At 64.5% G+C, this 19,457-nt stretch carries 17 protein-coding genes; 7 read left to right on the top strand and 10 right to left on the bottom strand.

Going from position 1 to position 19,457, the window contains the following annotated elements; translation table 11 throughout:
* Positions 1-95: 95 nt before the first annotated feature.
* Positions 96-725 (top strand): helix-turn-helix domain-containing protein, encoded by a 630-nt coding sequence (locus SPO_RS08055; protein ID WP_193385774.1) that lies wholly within the window; start codon positions 96-98, stop codon positions 723-725.
* A 51-nt stretch (positions 726-776) separates the two neighbouring features.
* On the opposite strand, the gene dmmC is transcribed toward SPO_RS08055, so the two are convergent.
* From dmmC to SPO_RS08035, 4 genes are read right to left on the bottom strand one after another with little or no spacing between them, the layout of a single operon-like run.
* Positions 777-1,844 (bottom strand): dimethylamine monooxygenase subunit DmmC, encoded by a 1,068-nt coding sequence (gene dmmC, locus SPO_RS08050; RefSeq protein ID WP_011047319.1) that lies wholly within the window; start codon positions 1,842-1,844, stop codon positions 777-779.
* Positions 1,845-1,855: 11 nt separating this feature from the next.
* The gene (locus tag SPO_RS08045; RefSeq protein ID WP_011047318.1) at positions 1,856-2,842 is read right to left on the bottom strand and encodes a PDR/VanB family oxidoreductase; all 987 of its coding nucleotides are present in this window, start codon (positions 2,840-2,842) and stop codon (positions 1,856-1,858) included.
* Positions 2,839-3,480 carry a dimethylamine monooxygenase subunit DmmA gene (gene dmmA, locus SPO_RS08040; protein WP_011047317.1) on the bottom strand — a complete coding sequence of 214 codons (642 nt, stop codon included), beginning with the start codon at positions 3,478-3,480 and terminating at the stop codon, positions 2,839-2,841. Before dmmA ends, SPO_RS08045 begins: the two co-directional genes overlap by 4 nt.
* A 44-nt stretch (positions 3,481-3,524) precedes the next feature.
* Positions 3,525-4,670, bottom strand: a complete 1,146-nt coding sequence (locus SPO_RS08035) for an aminomethyltransferase family protein (protein ID WP_011047316.1) — start codon at positions 4,668-4,670, stop codon at positions 3,525-3,527.
* A 244-nt stretch (positions 4,671-4,914) separates the two neighbouring features.
* Between SPO_RS08035 and SPO_RS08030 the strand changes: the two genes are divergently transcribed.
* From SPO_RS08030 to glnT, 6 genes are all read left to right on the top strand, one after another.
* Positions 4,915-6,288, top strand: a complete 1,374-nt coding sequence (locus SPO_RS08030) for an ammonium transporter (protein ID WP_011047315.1) — start codon at positions 4,915-4,917, stop codon at positions 6,286-6,288.
* A gap of 12 nt (positions 6,289-6,300) precedes the next feature.
* Positions 6,301-6,519 carry a hypothetical protein gene (locus SPO_RS08025; protein ID WP_011047314.1) on the top strand — a complete coding sequence of 73 codons (219 nt, stop codon included), beginning with the start codon at positions 6,301-6,303 and terminating at the stop codon, positions 6,517-6,519.
* A 144-nt stretch (positions 6,520-6,663) separates the two neighbouring features.
* The gene (locus tag SPO_RS08020; RefSeq protein ID WP_011047313.1) at positions 6,664-7,593 is read left to right on the top strand and encodes a class II glutamine amidotransferase; all 930 of its coding nucleotides are present in this window, start codon (positions 6,664-6,666) and stop codon (positions 7,591-7,593) included.
* Positions 7,594-8,271 carry a GXGXG domain-containing protein gene (locus SPO_RS08015; protein ID WP_011047312.1) on the top strand — a complete coding sequence of 226 codons (678 nt, stop codon included), beginning with the start codon at positions 7,594-7,596 and terminating at the stop codon, positions 8,269-8,271.
* A 7-nt stretch (positions 8,272-8,278) separates the two neighbouring features.
* On the top strand, positions 8,279-9,631 hold the full coding sequence (locus SPO_RS08010) for an FMN-binding glutamate synthase family protein (protein WP_011047311.1): 1,353 nt from the start codon (positions 8,279-8,281) through the stop codon (positions 9,629-9,631).
* A gap of 73 nt (positions 9,632-9,704) precedes the next feature.
* Positions 9,705-11,033, top strand: coding sequence for a type III glutamate--ammonia ligase (gene glnT, locus SPO_RS08005; protein ID WP_011047310.1), 1,329 nt, complete (start codon positions 9,705-9,707; stop codon positions 11,031-11,033).
* A gap of 64 nt (positions 11,034-11,097) precedes the next feature.
* Here glnT and glyA read toward each other — a convergent pair whose 3' ends face one another.
* Genes glyA through SPO_RS07975 form a run of 6 tightly spaced genes read right to left on the bottom strand, consistent with a single transcriptional unit; the run spans position 11,098 to position 19,425 of the window.
* Positions 11,098-12,393, bottom strand: coding sequence for a serine hydroxymethyltransferase (gene glyA, locus SPO_RS08000; RefSeq protein ID WP_011047309.1), 1,296 nt, complete (start codon positions 12,391-12,393; stop codon positions 11,098-11,100).
* Positions 12,394-12,418: 25 nt separating this feature from the next.
* Positions 12,419-15,058: a phosphoenolpyruvate carboxylase gene (locus tag SPO_RS07995; RefSeq protein WP_011047308.1), complete on the bottom strand. Its 2,640-nt coding sequence runs from the start codon at positions 15,056-15,058 to the stop codon at positions 12,419-12,421.
* Complete coding sequence (locus SPO_RS07990) at positions 15,058-16,032, bottom strand: 2-hydroxyacid dehydrogenase (RefSeq protein ID WP_044029164.1); 975 nt, start codon at positions 16,030-16,032, stop codon at positions 15,058-15,060. Before SPO_RS07990 ends, SPO_RS07995 begins: the two co-directional genes overlap by 1 nt.
* Before the next feature lie 17 nt (positions 16,033-16,049).
* On the bottom strand, positions 16,050-16,940 hold the full coding sequence (gene sucD / locus SPO_RS07985; RefSeq protein WP_011047306.1) for a succinate--CoA ligase subunit alpha: 891 nt from the start codon (positions 16,938-16,940) through the stop codon (positions 16,050-16,052).
* Positions 16,937-18,136 carry a malate--CoA ligase subunit beta gene (locus SPO_RS07980; protein ID WP_011047305.1) on the bottom strand — a complete coding sequence of 400 codons (1,200 nt, stop codon included), beginning with the start codon at positions 18,134-18,136 and terminating at the stop codon, positions 16,937-16,939. Before SPO_RS07980 ends, sucD begins: the two co-directional genes overlap by 4 nt.
* Positions 18,137-18,177: 41 nt before the next feature.
* On the bottom strand, positions 18,178-19,425 hold the full coding sequence (locus SPO_RS07975) for an aminotransferase class V-fold PLP-dependent enzyme (RefSeq protein ID WP_011047304.1): 1,248 nt from the start codon (positions 19,423-19,425) through the stop codon (positions 18,178-18,180).
* Positions 19,426-19,457: the final 32 nt, after the last annotated feature.

Here is a 19,457-nt window from a genome sequence, read left to right as displayed (position 1 = left end):
GTGGTGAATACCGGCTAAGCTTGAAGTTGATCTGACGACCACGCAATGCAGGAAGAGCTTGAGGAAACCCCATGGATGCTGCAAAGGATCTCCGCATGACACAGCTTTTGCAAGATCCCCATAGCGTTCGCGAGGAACGCGAGAAGGTTCTCGAGGTCGCCATCGGCCGCGAGGTCCGCGCCTTTCGCAAGCAGCAGGGCATCACCGTGGCCGAACTGTCGAAACTGACAGACCTGTCGATCGGGATGCTGTCCAAGATCGAAAACGGCAACACCTCGCCCTCGCTGACCACGCTGCAGACCCTGGCCAATGCGCTGTCGGTGCCGCTGACCGCGTTCTTCAAGGGCTACGAGGAAAAGCGCGAGGCGATCCATACCAAGGCGGGCCAGGGCCTGGAGATCGAGCGCGCGGGCACTCGGGCCGGGCATCAATACAGCCTGCTTGGCCATATCGGGTCAAATTCCAGCGGTGTCATCGTCGAACCCTATCTGATCACGCTCAGCACGGAATCGGACACGTTCAAGACCTTTCAGCATGACGGGATCGAGATGATCTACATGCTCGAAGGCAAGGTCGACTACCTGCATGGCAGCGAGATCTATCCGCTGGAGCCGGGCGATACCCTGTTCTTTGACGCAGATGCGCCGCATGGGCCGGAACGTCTGGTGGAATTGCCGACGCGCTATCTGTCGGTGATCTGCTATCCGCAGCAGAAAAAGGGCTGAGCCGCCTGAACCGGGGCGCGGCAATCGCCCACCCCGGCCCTGTCTTGCGCGTTACGTCTGCAACGGCGGTTCGCTGTCCAGATCGGGCCAGATCCCCGGCGAGGTCGGCAGCCCGTCGTCATACCGGCTGAGATAGTCCAGCATCATCGGACGGTTGGCGATGAACCCCTTGTAGGTGGCCAGCTCCTCGGGCAGGTCGCGCACCACCCGGTGCAGGCGGCGGCCCCATTTCGGCACGCTCACCAGATCCTGGAACGCGATCAGATAGCAGCGGATCGGGAACAACAGCGCGTTTGAGCGCGGCAGCCGGTAAAAGGTCTGCAACTCGACCCTGAGATGCTGTTTGGCGCCGATATTCTCGGGCGTCAGCGTGGTCTTCTGCACCCCCCATTTGTGATAGTTCTCGGGGCTGGTATCGAGCAACGGGTTGACCGTCATGGTCCAGTTCAGCCGCCGTGCCGGCGCGCCCTGCTGGACGTTGAGCAGGAATTTCAGCGCCCGCTTGAAAATCCCCATCTCATGGGCCAGCGGCACCGGCGCGTGCCATTCGAAGAAATCCATGCCGATGTCGAAATCCAGGCTCCAGTCCGCCTGTGTCGTCACCATGCCCGCGTCCATGTACAGCATGTCGCCGCGCTGATCGAGCACCGCGTAATCGCCCTGCGCCTGCCGGGTGATGTATTCCAGCGGCCCACAGGGCAGCGTGGTTTCATCGAGGAAGGTGAAGGTGTGGTCGATCCCCATCGGCTTGTTGATCCAGCGCCAGCGGTCGCCGTCGCGGTGCAGCTCGAACAGGTCCGGGTAATCCTCGGATTTGCAGACCATGATCAGTTCCAGCGTGTCCCAGCCCGCCAGCGTCATATGCGGCAGCGACTGGCAGCGCAGCGGATCATCGGCCAGCACGATGGCACGGTCGGCCATTTCCGAGACGTAATGCTCGTCCACGTCGAACCGCTTTTCATAGACCGAGCCCGCCGGGCCGCCCCGGTGCTGCTCCATGTTCACCGAATACATGTAGCTGTCTTCGTGGAACGGGAAGGGAAAGCGCTTGATCGCCCAGTCCGAATTGCGGAACGAGTAATCGTCGCGAAAGGTTTCGGTGTTGAATTGGATCGTCATCGCGGTCTCCTCTACCGGTCCAGCACGAGGGTTTTGCCCACGAACCGGCTGACGCAGGGCATGATCTTTTTCCCGCTGGCGTGTTCGTCATCGTCCAGCCAGTGGTCGCGATGAACGAAGTCGCCATCGGAGTCGACCACATCGGTTTCGCATTGGCCACAGGCGCCGCCCCGGCACAGGAAGGGCGCGTCGACGCCACAGCGTTCCATCGCCTCGAGCAGGCTTTCATGTTCGCCCACCTGGATGGTGATGTCGGATTTGCACAGGCGCACCTCAAACGGTTTGCCGGGCTGCGGGGCCAGGAACTCCTCGGAATGCACGTTCTCGTCGGGCCAGCCATGCGCCGCGGCGGTGGCATGGACCCAGTCGATCATGCCCTTGGGACCGCAGACATAGACATGGGTGCCCAGCGGCTGGCCATCCAGCAGATCCTCAAGCCCGATGGCCTGATCCTGATCGTCGAAATAGACATGCACCTTGTTGGGATGCTTATAGGTCAGCTCGTCCACATAGGTGCCCAGCTCTCGCGAGCGGCAGGAGTAATGCAGCTCCCAGGCGCCGCCCATCCGTTCCAGATGCGCGATCATCGCCAGGAACGGCGTGATGCCGATGCCGCCGGCCAGGAACACATGCTTGCGCCCGCGCAGATCCAGCGGGAACAGGTTCACCGGAAAGGTGATGGTCATCGGGTCGCCGACCTTGACCTTGTTGTGCAGGAACAGCGAGCCGCCCCTGCCCTGGTCGTCGCGGCGTACCGAGATCGCATAGATGCTATTATCGCCCGGATCGGACATCAGCGAATAGGGGTTCAGCCGGGTCCGCTCGCCATCGCGCATCTCGACAACGGTATGGGCACCGGCGGAAAAGGGCGGAAACGGCTGGCCATCGCGGCGGGTGAATTCGAACCGGGTGACCAGCGGGTTGAGCGGCACGACGGCGCTGACGGTGACCTCGATCTTTTCGGCGCCTGCCTTGGCTTTCTGGGGGGCTGCACTCATTTGTAAAGCTCCACGGGTTCGGGGACATTGCCGGGATCCTCGGCGTCGATGCACACCCCCTGAAAGGCGGCCAGACGGCGCGAATAGTGATCGCGCACAAACAGGTTCAGCCCGCAATGGGAACAGACAAAGGGATCGGTGGTCACATCCTCGGTGATGCCCTTGCAATGCACGCATTGCATCCGCCGCGCGACCGAGCCGCGATGCTCGGTCTGGATCGCGCCATGGGGAATGCCCGCCTGCATCGCCTCGTTCTGGGCCTGCCCCATCAGCCCCTCGGTTCCGGCCAGATAGACCTGGAGCCCCATATGGGCATCCGACAGCACCCGGCGGATCCGCTGAACCGACGCAGCATAGCTTGGCCCCACATAGAATTGCGCCGGTCCCAGCGCGCGCAGCCGCTCGACATAGGTCTCGCCGGTGCCCTTGGGGATAAAGATGATATGGGCGGTGGCAAACAGGGCGGCATCGCGGGCCGCCAGATCCAGCAGCGCCTCGGCGCCCTCGGCATCGGCGATCATCAGATGCGCCTTGCCCGGCCGCGGCTCCAGCGTGCCATAGACCGGGCGGCTGGCGATACTTGGTGGAAACTGAAATTTGGACATCCCGTCGCTGTCTCCTTGTTGGTCCGATCGCAAGAAGAACAGGCGCCCCGCCTCCGGGGGCGCCTGCCCGGTGATCCTCAGCCCTTGGCGGCGCGGATGGACTTGTCCTTGTCGTAGAAAGGCATCTCTTCGGCGACGCAGGCGATTTCCGTGCCATCCTCGTTGCGCACGGTCAGTTTGGTGCCCGGCACCGCGCAGTCAACCGGCATGCGCGCGATGCCCACGTTATGGCCGTTCAGGTCCGAATTCATGCCAAAGGTGACGACGCCCACGACCTCGCCATCCTTGAGCAGCGGCGCGCCCATGTCGGCAGGCGTGGTGCCCTCGAGCTTGACGCCGTAGATCTTGAACCGCTCCTTGCCCTTGCGGGCATAGTGGTTTTCCGCGCCCCGGAACCCGATCTTGCCGGGCGAGACGGTGAATTCCAGCCCAAGCTCCCACAGCGAGTCGCCGCAGGTGTCGTCGGCAAAGGGATAGGTCTCGGAATTGTCGCCGGGATAGAACAACAGATAACTTTCGGTACGCAGCAGATCGAGGGTCGAGAACTGCACCGGGACGATGCCCATGTCCTTGCCATCCTCCAGGATCGCATCCCAAAGCGCGATGGCATGGCGCCCCTCGCAAAAGATCTCGTATCCGCGTTCGCCGGTATAGCCGGTGCGCGAGATCATCACCGGTTTGCCGAACAGCTTGGTCTGGATGATGCCGAAATAGGCCAGATCGCGGATGCCGGGCACGTGCTTGGCCAGGAAATCCACCGCGACCGGCCCCTGCAGCGACATGTCGTGCAGGTCGTCGTCAAAAATCATCGAGACATTCTTGCCATAGGCGGCCATCGCCAGGCTTTCATGACCGGTGCCGGTGCCATGCACCAGCATCCAGTTGTTCACCGACAGCCGGTAAATCACACAATCGTCGATGAACAGGCCGCGATCGTCCAGCATGCAGGCATAGACCGCCCGGCCCGGCATCAGCTTGTCCACGTTGCGGGTGGTGGCACGGTCGATCACGGCGGCGGCATGCGGGCCGCTCAGGTGGATCTTCTTCAGGCCCGACACATCCATCAGCCCGGCCTTGGTGCGGACCGCCTCGTAATCGGCCTTGGCCCGCTCGTCGGTGTGGTCATAGAACCACGCGGTTCCCATGCCGTTCCAATCCTCCAACTCGCCGCCGATTTCGGCATGGCGCTGCGCAAGCGCGGAGGTTCTGTAGATGATCGCCATCTCTGTGACTCCCTGATCTGTTCGGTTTGCATCATTCAGACCCATGTGCGGATAAAAATCAACACAAACGTAAAAAAAATTTCCTACCGGGAATATTTGCTCAATCGCTGAGCAGGTCGAGTTTCTGCACCTGCAAAAAATTTGAGCCTCAGTTAAATTTGTTGACACATAGCATAATCGAGAGCTTCCCTTTTAGGAAAAAAACTTTCGCAGCAGTCAGAGTTATCCAACCGGGGAGACAGAAATGGATGGAAATCTTAACGCACTGACGACGGTGTTTACCGAGTTCTACTACTGGGTGACGGTCGTGTTCATGTTCCTGATTCACGTCGGGTTCTGCATGTACGAGGTCGGCGCCAGCCGTCGGCGCAACCATATGCACACGTTAATGAAAAACGTGATGGTGATCCCGCTGGTCACCGTCACCTTCTTCTTCTTTGGCTGGTGGATCTATTGGGCCTTCCCGATGTTCCCCTTCTTTGGCGGGCTGAACACCGAAGCGGGTGCCGCCAACCTGCCCTGGGCCGAGACCATGGGGCCAAACGCCGCCGACCGAATCACCGGCGTGTTCTGGGCCGCCTTCCTGCTGTTCTCGTGGACGGCTGCTTCGATCGTCTCGGGCGCGGTGATCGAACGCATCCGGTCCTCGGCGCTTTGGGTGCATGCGGTGCTGATCGGTTCGGTCTGGTGGATCATCGACGCGGCCTGGGGCTGGCACTATGGCGGCTGGATGGTCCAGTATCTGGGCTATCACGACGCCTATGCCTCGGGCGTGATTCACGCCATCGCCGGCGGTTATGCGCTGGGGGTCATCATGGTTCTGGGACCGCGGATCGGCAAATTCGCCCCCGATGGCACGCCGCGGGACATCCCGCCGCATAACCCCTGGATGCTGACCATCGGGATCTTCCTGATCTATACCGGGTTCTGGGGCTTTTATGCCGCGTGCAACGTGCCCGCGATCTCGCCCGAGGCGATCGGCGGCCAGATCACCGGCACCACCTGGACGGCGACCAACATCTATCTGGCACCGACGTCGCTGTCGGGCATCACCTTCAACTTCCTGATGTCGCTCTCGGGCGGGTTGATGGCGGCCTATGTGGTGTCCAAGGGCGATGCGTTCTGGACCTTCTCGGGCGGTCTGGCCGGGGTGATCACCGCCTCTGCCGGCAATGACCTCTACCACCCGATCCAGGCCATGATCATTGCCGCCATCGGCGTGGTGATCGTCTATCGCCTGCATTACTGGGTCGAACGCCGCTTCAAGCTGGACGATGCGGTGGGCGCGGTGGCCGTGCATGGTTATGCCGGGTTCATCGGCCTGATCATCGCGGGCTTTGTCCTGTGGGGCGCACCTTCGTCGCCTTACGAAGGGTATGCCACCATCAACCCGGTCGGCCAGTTCATCGGCGCGCTGATCATGTTCTTCGGTCTCGGTTTCCTGCCCGCCTTTGTGGTGGCCAAGATGCAGGCCGCCGCGGGCGTGCTGCGCATCCCCGAGGAAGTGGAGCTTGAAGGCCTCGATTACGCCGAACACCACGCCTACGAGGACGCCAAGGAAGCCATCATCGAAGCCGACAAGGCCTATCTGGCCTCCAAAGTGTCGCCTGCGGAATAAGGAGAACAGGATATGTCGACAATCGGATATGAAAGCTGGGCCGTCGATCTGGCCGAAGTGGGCGCCATCTATCCCTTTCAGGGCTGGGAGGTCGCGATGACCGTGATCGGGGTGCTGTTCTGGATCGGCTGGCACCGCATCCAGTTCGTGCGCGAGAACGCACATCTGGAAAACGCCAAGAAACGGGCGCTGGACCATGAGCGCATCCAGAAAAGCGTCGAACGCTACTAGAGCGATCCCGGCAAGGCGTGCTCACGCACGCCTTGCCTATCAGTGAAATTTGTTTCACAGCAGTTGCGGCTTTGGTTTTCCGGTGCTAGCCTGCTGACAGAGCCTGGAAGACAGGCAGAATCACAATCTTGGAGCGTCGCCGAAATGTGCGGAATTGTTGGACTGTTCCTGAAGGACAAATCGCTAGAATCTCAGCTGGGCGTCCTGCTCACTGACATGCTGATCACCATGACCGACCGGGGCCCCGACAGCGCCGGCATCGCGATCTATGGCGAGCCCTCGCCCACCGTGTCCAAGGTCACGGTGCAATCGGAAAATCCCGACCGGGACTTTGCCGATCTGGCCGAAAAGGTGCAGCCGATGGTGGGTGGCCCGGTCTCGCTGAGCCGGCGCGACACCCATGCGGTGCTGAGCGTGCCCCATGGCACCGCCGAGGCCCTGCGCCGCCAGCTGCGCGAGGTCGCCCCCGATGTGCGGGTCATGTCCTTTGGCGACTCGCTGGAAATCTATAAAGAGGTCGGCCTGCCCCGGGATGTGGCCGCGCGTTTCGACATCGCCTCGATGACCGGCACCCATGGTATCGGACATACCCGCATGGCCACGGAATCGGCGGTCACCACGCTGGGCGCGCACCCGTTCAACACCGGCTCGGACCAGTGCCTGGTGCATAACGGCTCGCTCTCCAACCACAATTCGCTGCGCCGCAAGCTGCGCCGCGAGGGTATCCATATCGAGACCCTGAACGATACCGAGGTCGCCGCCGCCTATCTGACCTGGAAGATGCAGACCGGCGCCACCCTGGGTGAGGCGCTGGAAAAGTCGCTGGAGGATCTGGACGGCTTCTTCAACTTCGTCGTGGGCACCCGCGACGGCTTCGGCGTGGTCCGCGACCCGATCGCCTGCAAACCGGCGGTGATGGCCGAGACCGATCAGTATGTGGCCTTCGGCTCGGAATACCGCGCGCTGGTCAACCTGCCCGGCATCGAACAGGCCCGCGTCTGGGAACCCGAACCCGCCACCGTCTATTTCTGGACTCATGGCGACACCGCAACCCCAACCGGAAAGGCCGCGTAAATGCAGACTTACGACCTGGCAGCCGACGGCCTGCGCGGCCTGAACGCAACGCTGCAAGCGCAGTCGGACGAGACCAACCAAACCGAATGGACCATCGTGAACCCGCGCGGCAGCCATGCCATCGCCGTGGGGCTGGATGCGCCCATCGAGGTCAAGGTGATGGGATCGACCGGTTACTACTGCGCGGGCATGAACAAGCAGGCCACCGTACATGTGCATGGCTCGGCCGGGCCCGGCGTGGCCGAGAACATGATGTCGGGCACCGTGGTGATCGACGGCGATGCCAGCCAGTATGCCGGGGCCACCGGCCATGGCGGCACGCTGGTGATCAAGGGCAATGCCAGCTCGCGCTGCGGCATCTCGATGAAGGGCATCGACATCGTGGTGCATGGCAATGTCGGCCACATGTCGGCCTTCATGGCGCAGTCGGGCAATCTGGTCGTTTGCGGCGATGCCGGCGACGCGCTGGGCGACTCGATCTACGAGGCGCGTCTGTTCGTGCGCGGCTCGGTCAAGTCGCTGGGCGCCGACTGCATCGAAAAGGAGATGCGCCCCGAACATATCGAGCTGCTGCGCGACCTGCTGGCGCGTGGCGGCTGCGATGCCAAACCCGAAGAGTTCAAGCGCTACGGCTCTGCCCGCCAGCTCTATAATTTCAAAGTCGACAACGCGTATTGAGGGAGTCATGACCGTGAAAGACAACAAGGAAAACGCTCCCCCGCGGACGGTGCCGATCCAGTCGGCAACCTTTTCCAACCCGATCAACGCCGAGATCCGCCGCGCCGCGGCCACCGGCATCTATGATATCCGCGGTGGCGGGGCGAAACGCCGGGTGCCGCATTTCGACGATCTGCTGTTCCTGGGCGCCTCGATCAGCCGCTACCCGCTCGAGGGTTATCGCGAGCGTTGCGACACAAGGGTGACGCTGGGCACGCGCTTTGCCAAGAAACCGATCGAGCTGGATATCCCGATCACCATCGCGGGCATGTCCTTTGGCGCGCTCTCCGGCCCCGCCAAGGAGGCGCTGGGGCGCGGCGCGTCCGAGGCCGGCACCTCGACCACCACCGGTGACGGCGGCATGACCCCCGAGGAACGCGGCCATTCCACCAAGCTGGTTTATCAGTACCTGCCCTCGCGCTATGGCATGAACCCCGACGACCTGCGCAAGGCCGACGCCATCGAGGTCGTGGTCGGCCAGGGCGCCAAGCCCGGCGGCGGCGGCATGCTGCTGGGTCAGAAGATCAGCGACCGCGTCGCCGAGATGCGCAACCTGCCCAAGGGGATCGACCAGCGCTCGGCCTGTCGCCACCCCGACTGGACCGGCCCCGACGACCTGGAGATCAAGATCCTCGAGCTGCGCGAAATCACCGCCTGGGAAAAGCCGATCTATGTCAAGGTCGGCGGCACCCGCCCCTATTACGACACCGCGCTGGCGGTCAAGGCGGGGGCCGATGTGGTGGTTCTGGACGGCATGCAGGGCGGCACCGCCGCCACCCAGGACGTGTTCATCGAACATGTGGGCCTGCCGACGCTGGCCTGTATCCGCCCCGCCGTGCAGGCGCTGCAGGATCTGGGCGTGCATCGCGAGGTGCAGCTGATCGTCTCGGGCGGCATCCGCACCGGCGCCGACGTCGCCAAGGCAATGGCGCTGGGGGCCGACGCGGTCGCCATCGGCACCGCCGCCCTGATCGCGCTGGGGGACAACGACCCGAAATGGGAGGCCGAGTATCAGAAGCTGGGCACCACCACCGGCGCCTATGACGACTGGCACGAGGGGCTGGACCCCGCCGGGATCACCACACAGGATCCGGTGCTTCAGGCCCGGCTCGACCCGGTGGATGCCGGGCGGCGCCTGCGCAACTATCTCAACGTCATGACCCTCGAGGCGCAAACCATCGCACGGGCCTGCGGCCATAACAACCTGCACAATCTCGAACCCGAGGATCTGTGCGCGCTGACCATGGAGGCGGCCGCCATGGCCCGCGTCCCCCTTGCCGGCACCGAGTGGTGGCCCGGCAAGACCGGCGCAGGGTTCTGAGAGTGAAACCGGGGCGCGGGGCCATCCCGCGCCCTTTCCAATTCAAAAACAGACGACAACAGGGACGATAAGAATGACCATTGATCTGGCCAAATTCGCCAAGGACAAAGGCGTCAAGTATTTCATGATCTCCTTCACCGACCTGTTCGGCGGTCAGCGGGCCAAGCTGGTGCCCGCCCAGGCCATCGCCGACATGCAGGAAGACGGTGCGGGATTTGCGGGCTTTGCCACCTGGCTGGACATGACTCCGGCGCATCCCGACATGCTGGCGGTGCCCGATCCCTCGTCGGTGATCCAGCTGCCCTGGAAACCCGAGGTCGCCTGGGTCGCCGGCAATTGCGTGATGGAGGGCGCCGACGTCGCCCAGGCCCCGCGCAACGTGCTGCGCCGCCTGATCGCCGAGGCCGCCGCCGAGGGCATGCATGTCAAGACCGGCATCGAGGCCGAGTTCTTTCTGCTGACCCCCGAGGGTGACCAGATCAGCGACCCGTTCGATACCGCCGCCAAACCCTGTTACGACCAGCAGGCGGTGATGCGCCGCTATGACGTGGTGCGCGAGATCTGCGACTATATGCTGGAGCTGGGCTGGGGCCCCTATCAGAACGACCACGAGGACGCCAACGGCCAGTTCGAGATGAACTGGGAATTCGACGACGCCCTGTCGACGGCGGACAAGCACAGCTTCTTCAAGTTCATGACCAAATCGGTGGCCGAGAAACACGGGTTCCGCGCCACCTTCATGCCCAAACCGATCGAGGGGCTGACCGGCAACGGCTGCCACGCGCATATCTCGGTCTGGGATGCGCCGGGGGCGGCGTCAAAGGTCAACGTCTTTGCCGGTGCCGGTGACGGCCCCACCGGCGAGGTGGGCCTGTCCGAGCGCGGCAAGCATTTCCTGGGCGGCATCATGAAACATGCCAGCGCGCTGGCCGCGATCACCAACCCGACGGTGAACAGCTACAAGCGGATCAACGCGCCGCGCACCATGTCGGGCGCGACCTGGGCACCCAACACGGTGACATGGACCGGCAACAACCGCACCCATATGGTGCGCGTCCCCGGCCCCGGCCGGTTCGAGCTGCGCCTGCCCGACGGCGCGGTGAACCCCTATCTGCTGCAGGCGGTGATCATCGCCGCCGGCCTCAGCGGTATCCACTCAAAGGCCGATCCGGGCAAGCGCTGGGACATCGACATGTATGCCGAGGGCCACAAGGTGCGCGGCGCGCCGAAACTGCCCCTCAACATGCTGGACGCGATCCGCGAGTTCGACCGCGACAAGGAGCTGAAGAAGAGCATGGGAGATGAGTTCTCGGCCTCCTACATCAAGATGAAGATGCAGGAATGGAATTCCTTCGTGACCCATTTCAGTCGCTGGGAAAAGGAAAACACCCTCGATATCTGAGCGATATCAAGGGTGCCAAGGATCGGGCCGCTGCAAGTGCGCAGCGGCCCTTTTCATTGCGGAGTCAAAGGTTTGGATAGATAGGGAATTTTGCGCAGAGGGCTGCGACCTGGGCTTTGACCTTGTCCTCGACGGCCTCGTTGGCGTCTTCGCCATTGGCGGCCAGGCCATCGACCACCTCGATGATCCAGTCGGCGATCTGGCGGAATTCGGTCTCGGCAAAGCCGCGCGTGGTGCCCGCGGGGCTGCCCAGGCGGATGCCGCTGGTCACCGTCGGCTTTTCCGGATCAAACGGCACGCCGTTCTTGTTGCAGGTGATATGCGCGCGCCCCAGAGCCTTTTCGGTGGCGTTGCCCTTGACCCCCTTGGGGCGCAGGTCGACCAGCACCACATGGGTGTCGGTGCCATGGGTCACCGTGTCCAGACCGCCCTTGATCAACTGGTCGCTCAGCGCTTGGGCATTGGCGATAACCTGTTGAATATACGTCTTGAATTCAGGGCGCAGCGCCTCGCCAAAGGCCACCGCCTTGGCCGCGATCACATGCATCAGCGGGCCGCCCTGGATACCGGGAAAGATCGCCGAATTCACCTTCTTAGCGATATCTTCATCATTGGTGAGGATCATACCGCCACGGGGCCCGCGCAGGGTCTTGTGCGTGGTCGTGGTGGCCACATGCGCGTGCGGAAACGGGCTCGGGTGCTCGCCCGCCGCAACCAGACCGGCGAAATGCGCCATATCGACATGGAGGTAGGCCCCGACCATATCCGCAATCTCCCGCATCCGGGCAAAATCGATCTGGCGCGGAATCGCCGAGCCGCCGGCGATGATCAGCTTGGGCCGGTGCTCCTTGGCCAGCGCCTCGACCTGGTCGTAATCCAGCAGGTTGTCCTGCTGGCGCACGCCGTATTGCACCGCGTTGAACCATTTGCCCGACTGGTTGGGCGCGGCGCCATGGGTCAGGTGGCCGCCCGCGTCCAGGCTCATGCCCAGGATGGTGTCGCCCGGCTTGATCAGCGCCTGGAACACGCCCTGGTTGGCCTGGCTGCCCGAGTTGGGCTGCACATTGGCAAAGCCGCAGCCAAACAGCTGCTTGGCCCGCTCGATCGCCAGGTTCTCGGCGATGTCGACATACTGGCAGCCGCCGTAATAGCGCCGGCCGGGGTAGCCTTCGGCGTATTTGTTGGTCATCACCGAGCCCTGCGCCTGCATCACGGCGGCGGAAACGATGTTTTCCGACGCGATCAGCTCGATCTCGTCGCGCTGACGCCCCAGCTCGGACGTGATCGCCCCGAACAGCTCGGGATCACGCTCCGAAAGCGCCTCTGTGAAAAATCCGGTATCCTGGTGGCTCGCGTTCATGACAGCTCCTGAAAATTGCGGGGGGTCATCCCGTCCAGCCAAGGCCGGCCGAGATACAGTTCATGGTTTGCATCAGGCGGATGCGGCGGTCTTGCCCCGGATCGGCGCGCAGCGCTCCCAACAGGCCGATCTGGGCGGCATGAGCGGCGCGCAGCGTCGCGTCATTGCGAGCCACCCGTCCTAGGAAGTTGGGAAAGCGCACCCCATTCCCCTGCCCCGTCAGCATTTCGATGGCCTGGCGGCTGCACCCATGCTCGGCGCCGATCCGGGCAAAGATCGCCTCAGCCCCGGCCCGGTCCGACACCAGCGCGGCATAGCCCTCGGCAATGTCGAGCCGGGCCAGAACCAGCGATTTCTCGACCTCGTCCACGATCAGCCGGAACAGCGGCACCCGCTCGAACAGCCGGCGCAACTGCGCGCGGCCACGCTCGCCGCGCACGGTGCAGAAATCCTCGACCGCGCTGCCGAACCCGTACCAGCTGCTGATCATGTGGCGGTTCTGGCTCCAGGCAAACACCCAGGGGATCGCGCGCAGGTCCGCCAGCGATTGCGCCCCGAAGCGCCGGGCCGGGCGTGAGCCGATGCGCAGCAGCGCCAGCTCGTTCACCGGGCTGGCCTGGTTGAAATAGTCCAGAAAGGCCGGGTGTTGCAGCAGCGTCTGATACCGGGTCTGGCTGAGGCTCGACAGCGTCTCCATCACGTCCTCGGCCTCGGGATCGACCGCCTCGAAGGCGGGCTGGGCGCTGTGTCGCAGCACCGACGAGGCCAGCAGCTCCAGCTGCGCCGCAGCGGTGCCGGTATTGGCGTATTTGGCGGTCACCACCTCGCCCTGTTCGGTCAGGCGCAGGGTGCCGTTCAGCGTGCCGCGTGGCTGGGCGGCAATGGCGCGTTCGGTGGGTGCCCCGCCCCGGCTGACCGAGCCGCCGCGCCCGTGAAAGAAGACAGGTTTCAGCCCGCTGCGCGCCAGCGCCCGGGTGATCGCCCGCTGCGCCCGGTCCAGCGACCAGGTGGAACAGAGGAAACCGCCATCCTTGTTGCTGTCGGAATAGCCCAGCATGATCTCGATCTGGCCCGATCCGTCACGCAGGCTGCGGGCGGCGACAGGCACCTCCAGCACATCGCGCAGGATGGCGGGGGCGGCGCGCAGATCCTCGATGGTCTCGAACAGCGGCACCACCTTGAGCGGCAAGCGCTCGGCGCCAAAGCCGGCATAGCGCGCCAGCAGATAGACCGCCAGAAGATCGTCGGCCGAGCGTGTCATCGACAGGATGAAGGGGCCGATCGCCTGCGGGTCGGCACCGGTGCGTATCTCGCGCATCAGCTCCAGCAGGGCCATCAGCTCCGCCGCCTCGGGGCCAAGGCGCGCGCGGTTCACATAAGGCAGATCGGGTTTGCCCAGCTCGGCCCGCAGCCGCGCCGACCAGGCGGGCGACAGCGGTTCGGGGGCCTCGCCCGTGACCTGCCACAGATCGTGCAGCGCGCGGGTCACCACTTCGGAATTCTGGCGGATATCAAGGGTATGGGCGCGGAAGCCAAAGACATTGACCTGCCAGATCAGCGGTCGCACCAGCAGATCGGCCAACAGACCGGCGTCGATGGCTTGCAGCCCCCGGTCCAGCGTTTCCAGATCGGCGATGAAATCGGCGACATGGGCGTAACGGCTGCCCTCGACCGACTGGGCGATGGCGGCGGCGGCCTGGCGGAACAGCTCGTTGGGGTTGCGTTGGGCGCAGGCCGCCGGGTCATCCGCGCGCCGGGTCACGATCCGCTCGAGCGCGGCGCGTTCGGCGGGCGGCACAGGCACCAGCCGGTCCGACAGGCTCAGCCGCTGCACGATCTCGTCCAGCGCCGTGACATAGACGCCGCGCATCATGTCGCGTGAGCGTTCCAGCGCCAGGCGTGTCACCTGGGCGGTGACATTGGGGTTGCCGTCGCGGTCGCCTCCGATCCACGAGTGGAACTTCAGGCAGGCGGTGCCGGGAAAGCCGGGGCCGAATTCGGCCTCGACGGCGCTGCGATAGCGTTCATACAGCCGGGGCACCGCCGCGATCAGGCTGGTGCGATAGAATTGCAGGCCCCAGTCGATTTCCGCCGCCAGGCTCGGGCGCTCCATCCGCAGCTCGCCGGTGAGCCAGAGAAGGTCGATCTCCATCTCGAGCCGCTGTTCCAGCCGGGTCTCTTCCTGAGGACTCCAGCGGCGGGATTCGAACTGCACCAGATGGCGATAGATGCGCCGGTGAATTTCCATGACCGAGACCCGTTTGGCCTCGGTCGGATGGGCGGTGATGGTGGGGCCGACGGACAGCTTCGCCTCGGCCAAGAGGCGCCGCATCTCGCGCCGGGCATCGGGGTCGGCATCGGCCAGCGCGCGGGCGAAACTGCCCGGCACGTCGCGAGCGGCACCGCTGCGTTCGGCCTGGCGCGCCTCGCGGATGGCCAGATTCTCGTCCATGATCTGTTGCAGGTGAAACCAGATCGTCGCGGCCTGAAGATGTTCGGCATAGGCCGCCGCGTCCCAGAATTCGGCCCCGCCCTCGATCGCGCGCGCCACGACGGGCGCACGCCGCCGCAGCACCCGCAACCAGGCCAAGCGCAGGCGCGCATGCACCTCGGCGGCATAGACCGTCGCATCCGCAGAGGGCGCGGTTTCCGCCGCCGCCGGCATCAAAGCACCTTGTCGCGCGGGTCGCGCCCCTCGAAATAGTCGACCAGATTGTCGAGTACCCGCATGCCCATCGCCTCGCGCGTTTCACGGGTGGCGCTGCCCAGATGCGGCAGCATCACCAGATTGTCGCAATCGAGCAGCACCGGCGCGATGCGTGGTTCACCGTCGAAGACATCCAGCGCGGCGCCGCCGATACAGTCGAACATCAGCGCCTGCGCCAGCGCATGCTCGTCCACCACCTCGCCACGCGCGGTGTTGATCAGGAATGCATCGGGCTTCATCAGGTCCAGCCGGCGGCTGTTGATCAGGTGCCGGTTGGCCGCGCCACCAGGGCAGTGCAGCGAAACGAAGTCGCATTGCGGCAGCATCGCGTCGAGCGTCTCGACCTGGGTGGCGCCATAGCGATCCAGAACATCCTGCGGCACCGCCGAGCGGTTCTGCACCAGGATTTTCATGCCGAACCCGTGATGGGCACGCTGGGCCATGGCCTGACCGATGCGGCCGAAACCGACGATGCCCAGCACCTTGCCCGAGACCTTGGAGCCCACCAGATGGGTCGGGCGCCAGCCGGTCCACTGGCCGGCGCGCAGCTCGCGCTCGCCCTCGCCCGCGCGGCGCGCCACCATCAGCATCAGCGTCATGGCGATATCGGCGGTGCATTCCGACAGCACGTCGGGGGTGTTGGACACGGTGATGCCATGGGCGCGCACCGCGTCGGAGTCGATATGGCTGTACCCCACGCCGTAATTGGCCAGCAGCCGGGTTTGCGGCGCGGTCACATCCAGCGCCTCGGCCCCCAGCTTGTCGGTGACCGTGGGCAGGATCGCATCGAACCGGGCCAGGGCCGAGCGGAACTCGGCACTGGTCAGCGGGGTATCGGTGCGGTTGAACTGTGTGTCGAACCGTTCGGCCAGCTGCGCCTCGACGGCGGCGGGCCAGCGGCGGGTGACCAGAACGCGGGGCTTGCTGTTCATGATAACCGGCATGTTCATCACGCCGCCTCCCTCATGACCCTGGCGATGGTGTCGCCGATCACCGCCGGGTTGGGCGCCACGGTGACACCGGCGGCGGTGAGGATCTCGACCTTTTCCGAGGCGCTCTCGCCGAATGCCGAGATGATCGCGCCGGCATGGCCCATGGTGCGGCCCTTGGGTGCGGTCAGACCCGCCACATAGGCGATCACCGGTTTCGACACATGGTCGCGGATATAGGCCGCGGCCTCGGCCTCTTGCGGGCCGCCGATCTCACCGATCATGCAGATGACATGGGTTTCGTCATCCTGCTCGAACCGGTGCAGGATGTCCTTGAAGGACGAGCCGTTGATCGGGTCGCCACCGATACCGACCGAGGTCGAGACACCGATGCCGTGTTCCTTGAGCTGGGCGGCGGCCTCATATCCCAGCGTGCCCGAGCGGCCGATGATGCCCACGGGCCCGGGCAGATAGATATGGCCAGGCATGATCCCCAACAGCGCCTTGCCGGGGCTGATGGTGCCGGCGCAGTTGGGGCCGGTCAGCACCATGCGGCGCTCGCGCGGGTAACGGTACATGTAACGCTTGACCCGGATCATGTCCTGGGCCGGGATGCCGTCGGTGATGCAGACGCAATACCGGATGCCTGCATCGGCGGCCTCCATGATGCTGTCGGCGGCAAAGGGCGGCGGCACAAAGACCAGGCTCGCCTCGGCGCCGGTGCGCTCGACCGCCTCTTCGACGGTGTCGAAAACCGGCACGCCCTCGACTGTCTGGCCGCCCTTGCCGGGCACCACACCGCCCACGACATTGGTGCCATAGGCGATCATGTCGGCGGTGTGAAAGCGCGCCATCTTGCCGGTGATGCCCTGCACGATGACCGGCGTTTCCCTGTCGATGAAGATGCTCATTGCACAGCCCTCACAATGGTGTTTTCGGAAAGATCGTTCTGCCAGGCGCCCACCGCGCGTTCGGCGGCCTCCATCAGGGTGCGGGCGCGGATGATCGGCAGGCCGGACTTGGCCAGGATCTTCTGCCCCTCTTCCACATTGGTGCCCGCCAGGCGGACGATGACCGGCACTTCGACCTGCACCTCTTTCAGCGCCTGCACGACGCCCTCGGCGACCCAGTCGCAGCGGTTGATGCCGGCAAAGATGTTGACCAGCACCGCCTGCACATTGCTGTCCGACATCACCAGCCGGAACGCCTTGGCCACCCGTTCGGGCGTGGCGCCGCCGCCGATATCGAGGAAGTTGGCAGGCTCGCCCCCGGCCAGCTTGATCGTGTCCATGGTCGCCATGGCCAGACCGGCCCCGTTGACGATGCAGCCGATATTGCCGTCGAGCCCGACATAGGACAGGCCCCGGTCGGCGGCGCGGCTTTCGCGCGGGTCTTCCTGGCTCTTGTCGCGCAGCTCGCTGATATGGGGGTGACGGAACAGGGCGTTGTCGTCAAAGGTCATCTTGGCATCGAGCGCAAGGATGCGGTTGTCGCCGGTGATCACCAGCGGGTTGATCTCGACCATGGTGGCGTCATATTCGCTGAACGCCTGATAGCAGCCCTGAAGCGTGCGCACCATGCGCGCGGTCAGCGCCGGGTCGATGCCCAGCTTGAAGGCGATCTGGCGGCACTGGAAATCCTGCAGACCCACCGCCGGTTCCACCGTGGCGCGCACGATGCTGTCGGGCTTCTCGGCCGAGATCTCCTCGATCTCCATGCCACCCTCGGCCGAGGCGACGATCATCACCCGTTGCGAGCTGCGGTCGAGCACGAAGCCCAGATAGATCTCGCGCTCGATCGGCACCGCGCCCTCGACATAGACGCGATAGATGCCCTTGCCCTCGGGGCCGGTCTGATGGGTGACCAGCTTGCGGCCGAACAGGTTCTCGCAGGTCTCCTGAATCTCGGCATCGCTGGAGCAGACCTTGACGCCGCCCGCCTTGCCACGGCCCCCGGCATGTACCTGGGCCTTGACCACCCAGCGGTCACCGCCGATCTCGCGGGCGCGATACGCGGCCTGTTCGGGGCTGTAGGCCAGCGCGCCGGGGGGAATGTCGACCCCGAAATTCGCCAGGATTTCCTTGGCCTGATATTCGTGAATGTCCATGAGGTCTCTCCTCCTCGACCATGGAAAGGGGGCGCGCGGGGTTACTCCGCCGCGATCGCGTTGTCGTAATGTGCGTCCAGTGCGGCCAGCGCCGTGGCCTCGTCGCCTGCCCCGCCCAATTCGCGGATCGCTTCGGCAAAGCGGGTCACGATATCGGTGACTGCGGCACGGCTGAGCAGGTTCAGGATGCCGATGCGCACCTGTACCGGCGCCGACAGGGTCGGCCAGATACCGAAGTTGCGGGCGCGGCAGTTCTGCACCAGCTCCATCTCGCGGCCGCGCAGGTCGCCCGGCAGGTTCAGCACCACCAGCGAGGTCATGTTCGAGGTGACCTCGCATCCCAGCGCCTCGACCGCGCGGCGCAGCGCCGCCTCGTGATAGGCATAGTCCTTGGCCCGGTTGGCCACACCCTGTTGCAGGGTGATGCGCAGCGCCTCGTGAAAGGCGGCGACCGCATAGGCGGAATGGGTGCGGTGATAGGTGCCCTTGTCCACATCCTTGCCCTCAATGACGCCCCAGTGGCGCGCCTCGAGGATCGGGTGATGCACAAAGCTGCGGGTACCGGTGGCGCGCAGCGTCTGGATATAGCGGTCGGTGAAGGACACCGGCGCATAGGTCAGCGGCAGGCAGCAGATGCCCTTTTGCGGGCAGGACGCCCAGCCATGCACGCCCGGGAAATCGTCGATCCGGAAATCCTCGACCCCCAGTGACGACACGGCGTCGACCAGGCCCATCACGTCATGGCGTTCACAGGCGGCGCTGAACCCGGCAATGTCGTTGATCCGGCCCGAGCCGGTCTCCCAATGGGCCATGGCCGCCCATTTCGGCTTGTGCTCGGCCAGGGCGGTCTCGACGATCTCGCCGGTGACCGACTGGCCATGCGGGATATCGACGATCACAACCGAGGCGGGGCGCGGGTCGAGTGGATTGGCGGCCAGCTCCTCGGCGGTGGCGGCTTTCATGCGGACGGTCAGCCCGTCGATGCCCGAGAAGGTGCCGTTGGTGAACACCACCACCTTGTCGCCCGGCATCACTGCGCTGAACATCACGTCCAGCCCGCTCCAGCCGGTGCCGGCGACACCGAATGTGTGGATGTTGTCGGTGCCCCAGATCCGGCGCAGCATCAGCTTGCATTCGACCATGCCGCGCAGGACGTCGCCATGCATGTGATCGGCCAGACCCGCACCGCTGAAGGCGGCAAGCACGCGGGCATCGGTATTGCCGGGGCCAGGGCCCGCCGCGATGGTGGCCGGAATGTCGAGTTTGGGAAACAGCGTGTCAGCGGACATGTGGGCTCCTTGAGATTGGGCCGGGCCAGCGG

It is taken from the genome of Ruegeria pomeroyi DSS-3, assembly GCF_000011965.2.
GTDB lineage: Bacteria > Pseudomonadota > Alphaproteobacteria > Rhodobacterales > Rhodobacteraceae > Ruegeria_B > Ruegeria_B pomeroyi.
Note: the sequence above shows the minus strand (reverse complement) of the source record. Positions and strands in the feature narration are given on the sequence as shown.

Excerpts from the sequence above, each read along its gene's own strand:
- glnT (WP_011047310.1), top strand. The coding sequence starts at position 9,705 with ATGACCATTGATCTGGCCAAATTCGCCAAGGACAAAGGCGTCAAGTAT.
- sucD (WP_011047306.1), bottom strand. The coding sequence starts at position 16,940 with ATGAGCATCTTCATCGACAGGGAAACGCCGGTCATCGTGCAGGGCATC.
- SPO_RS08030 (WP_011047315.1), top strand. The coding sequence starts at position 4,915 with ATGGATGGAAATCTTAACGCACTGACGACGGTGTTTACCGAGTTCTAC.
- SPO_RS08045 (WP_011047318.1), bottom strand. The coding sequence starts at position 2,842 with ATGAGTGCAGCCCCCCAGAAAGCCAAGGCAGGCGCCGAAAAGATCGAG.
- SPO_RS08035 (WP_011047316.1), bottom strand. The coding sequence starts at position 4,670 with ATGGCGATCATCTACAGAACCTCCGCGCTTGCGCAGCGCCATGCCGAA.
- SPO_RS08025 (WP_011047314.1), top strand. The coding sequence starts at position 6,301 with ATGTCGACAATCGGATATGAAAGCTGGGCCGTCGATCTGGCCGAAGTG.
- SPO_RS08015 (WP_011047312.1), top strand. The coding sequence starts at position 7,594 with ATGCAGACTTACGACCTGGCAGCCGACGGCCTGCGCGGCCTGAACGCA.
- glyA (WP_011047309.1), bottom strand. The coding sequence starts at position 12,393 with ATGAACGCGAGCCACCAGGATACCGGATTTTTCACAGAGGCGCTTTCG.
- SPO_RS07975 (WP_011047304.1), bottom strand. The coding sequence starts at position 19,425 with ATGTCCGCTGACACGCTGTTTCCCAAACTCGACATTCCGGCCACCATC.
- dmmC (WP_011047319.1), bottom strand. The coding sequence starts at position 1,844 with ATGACGATCCAATTCAACACCGAAACCTTTCGCGACGATTACTCGTTC.
- SPO_RS07995 (WP_011047308.1), bottom strand. The coding sequence starts at position 15,058 with ATGCCGGCGGCGGCGGAAACCGCGCCCTCTGCGGATGCGACGGTCTAT.
- SPO_RS08055 (WP_193385774.1), top strand. The coding sequence starts at position 96 with ATGACACAGCTTTTGCAAGATCCCCATAGCGTTCGCGAGGAACGCGAG.
- SPO_RS08020 (WP_011047313.1), top strand. The coding sequence starts at position 6,664 with ATGTGCGGAATTGTTGGACTGTTCCTGAAGGACAAATCGCTAGAATCT.
- SPO_RS08010 (WP_011047311.1), top strand. The coding sequence starts at position 8,279 with ATGACCGTGAAAGACAACAAGGAAAACGCTCCCCCGCGGACGGTGCCG.
- SPO_RS07990 (WP_044029164.1), bottom strand. The coding sequence starts at position 16,032 with ATGAACAGCAAGCCCCGCGTTCTGGTCACCCGCCGCTGGCCCGCCGCC.
- SPO_RS07980 (WP_011047305.1), bottom strand. The coding sequence starts at position 18,136 with ATGGACATTCACGAATATCAGGCCAAGGAAATCCTGGCGAATTTCGGG.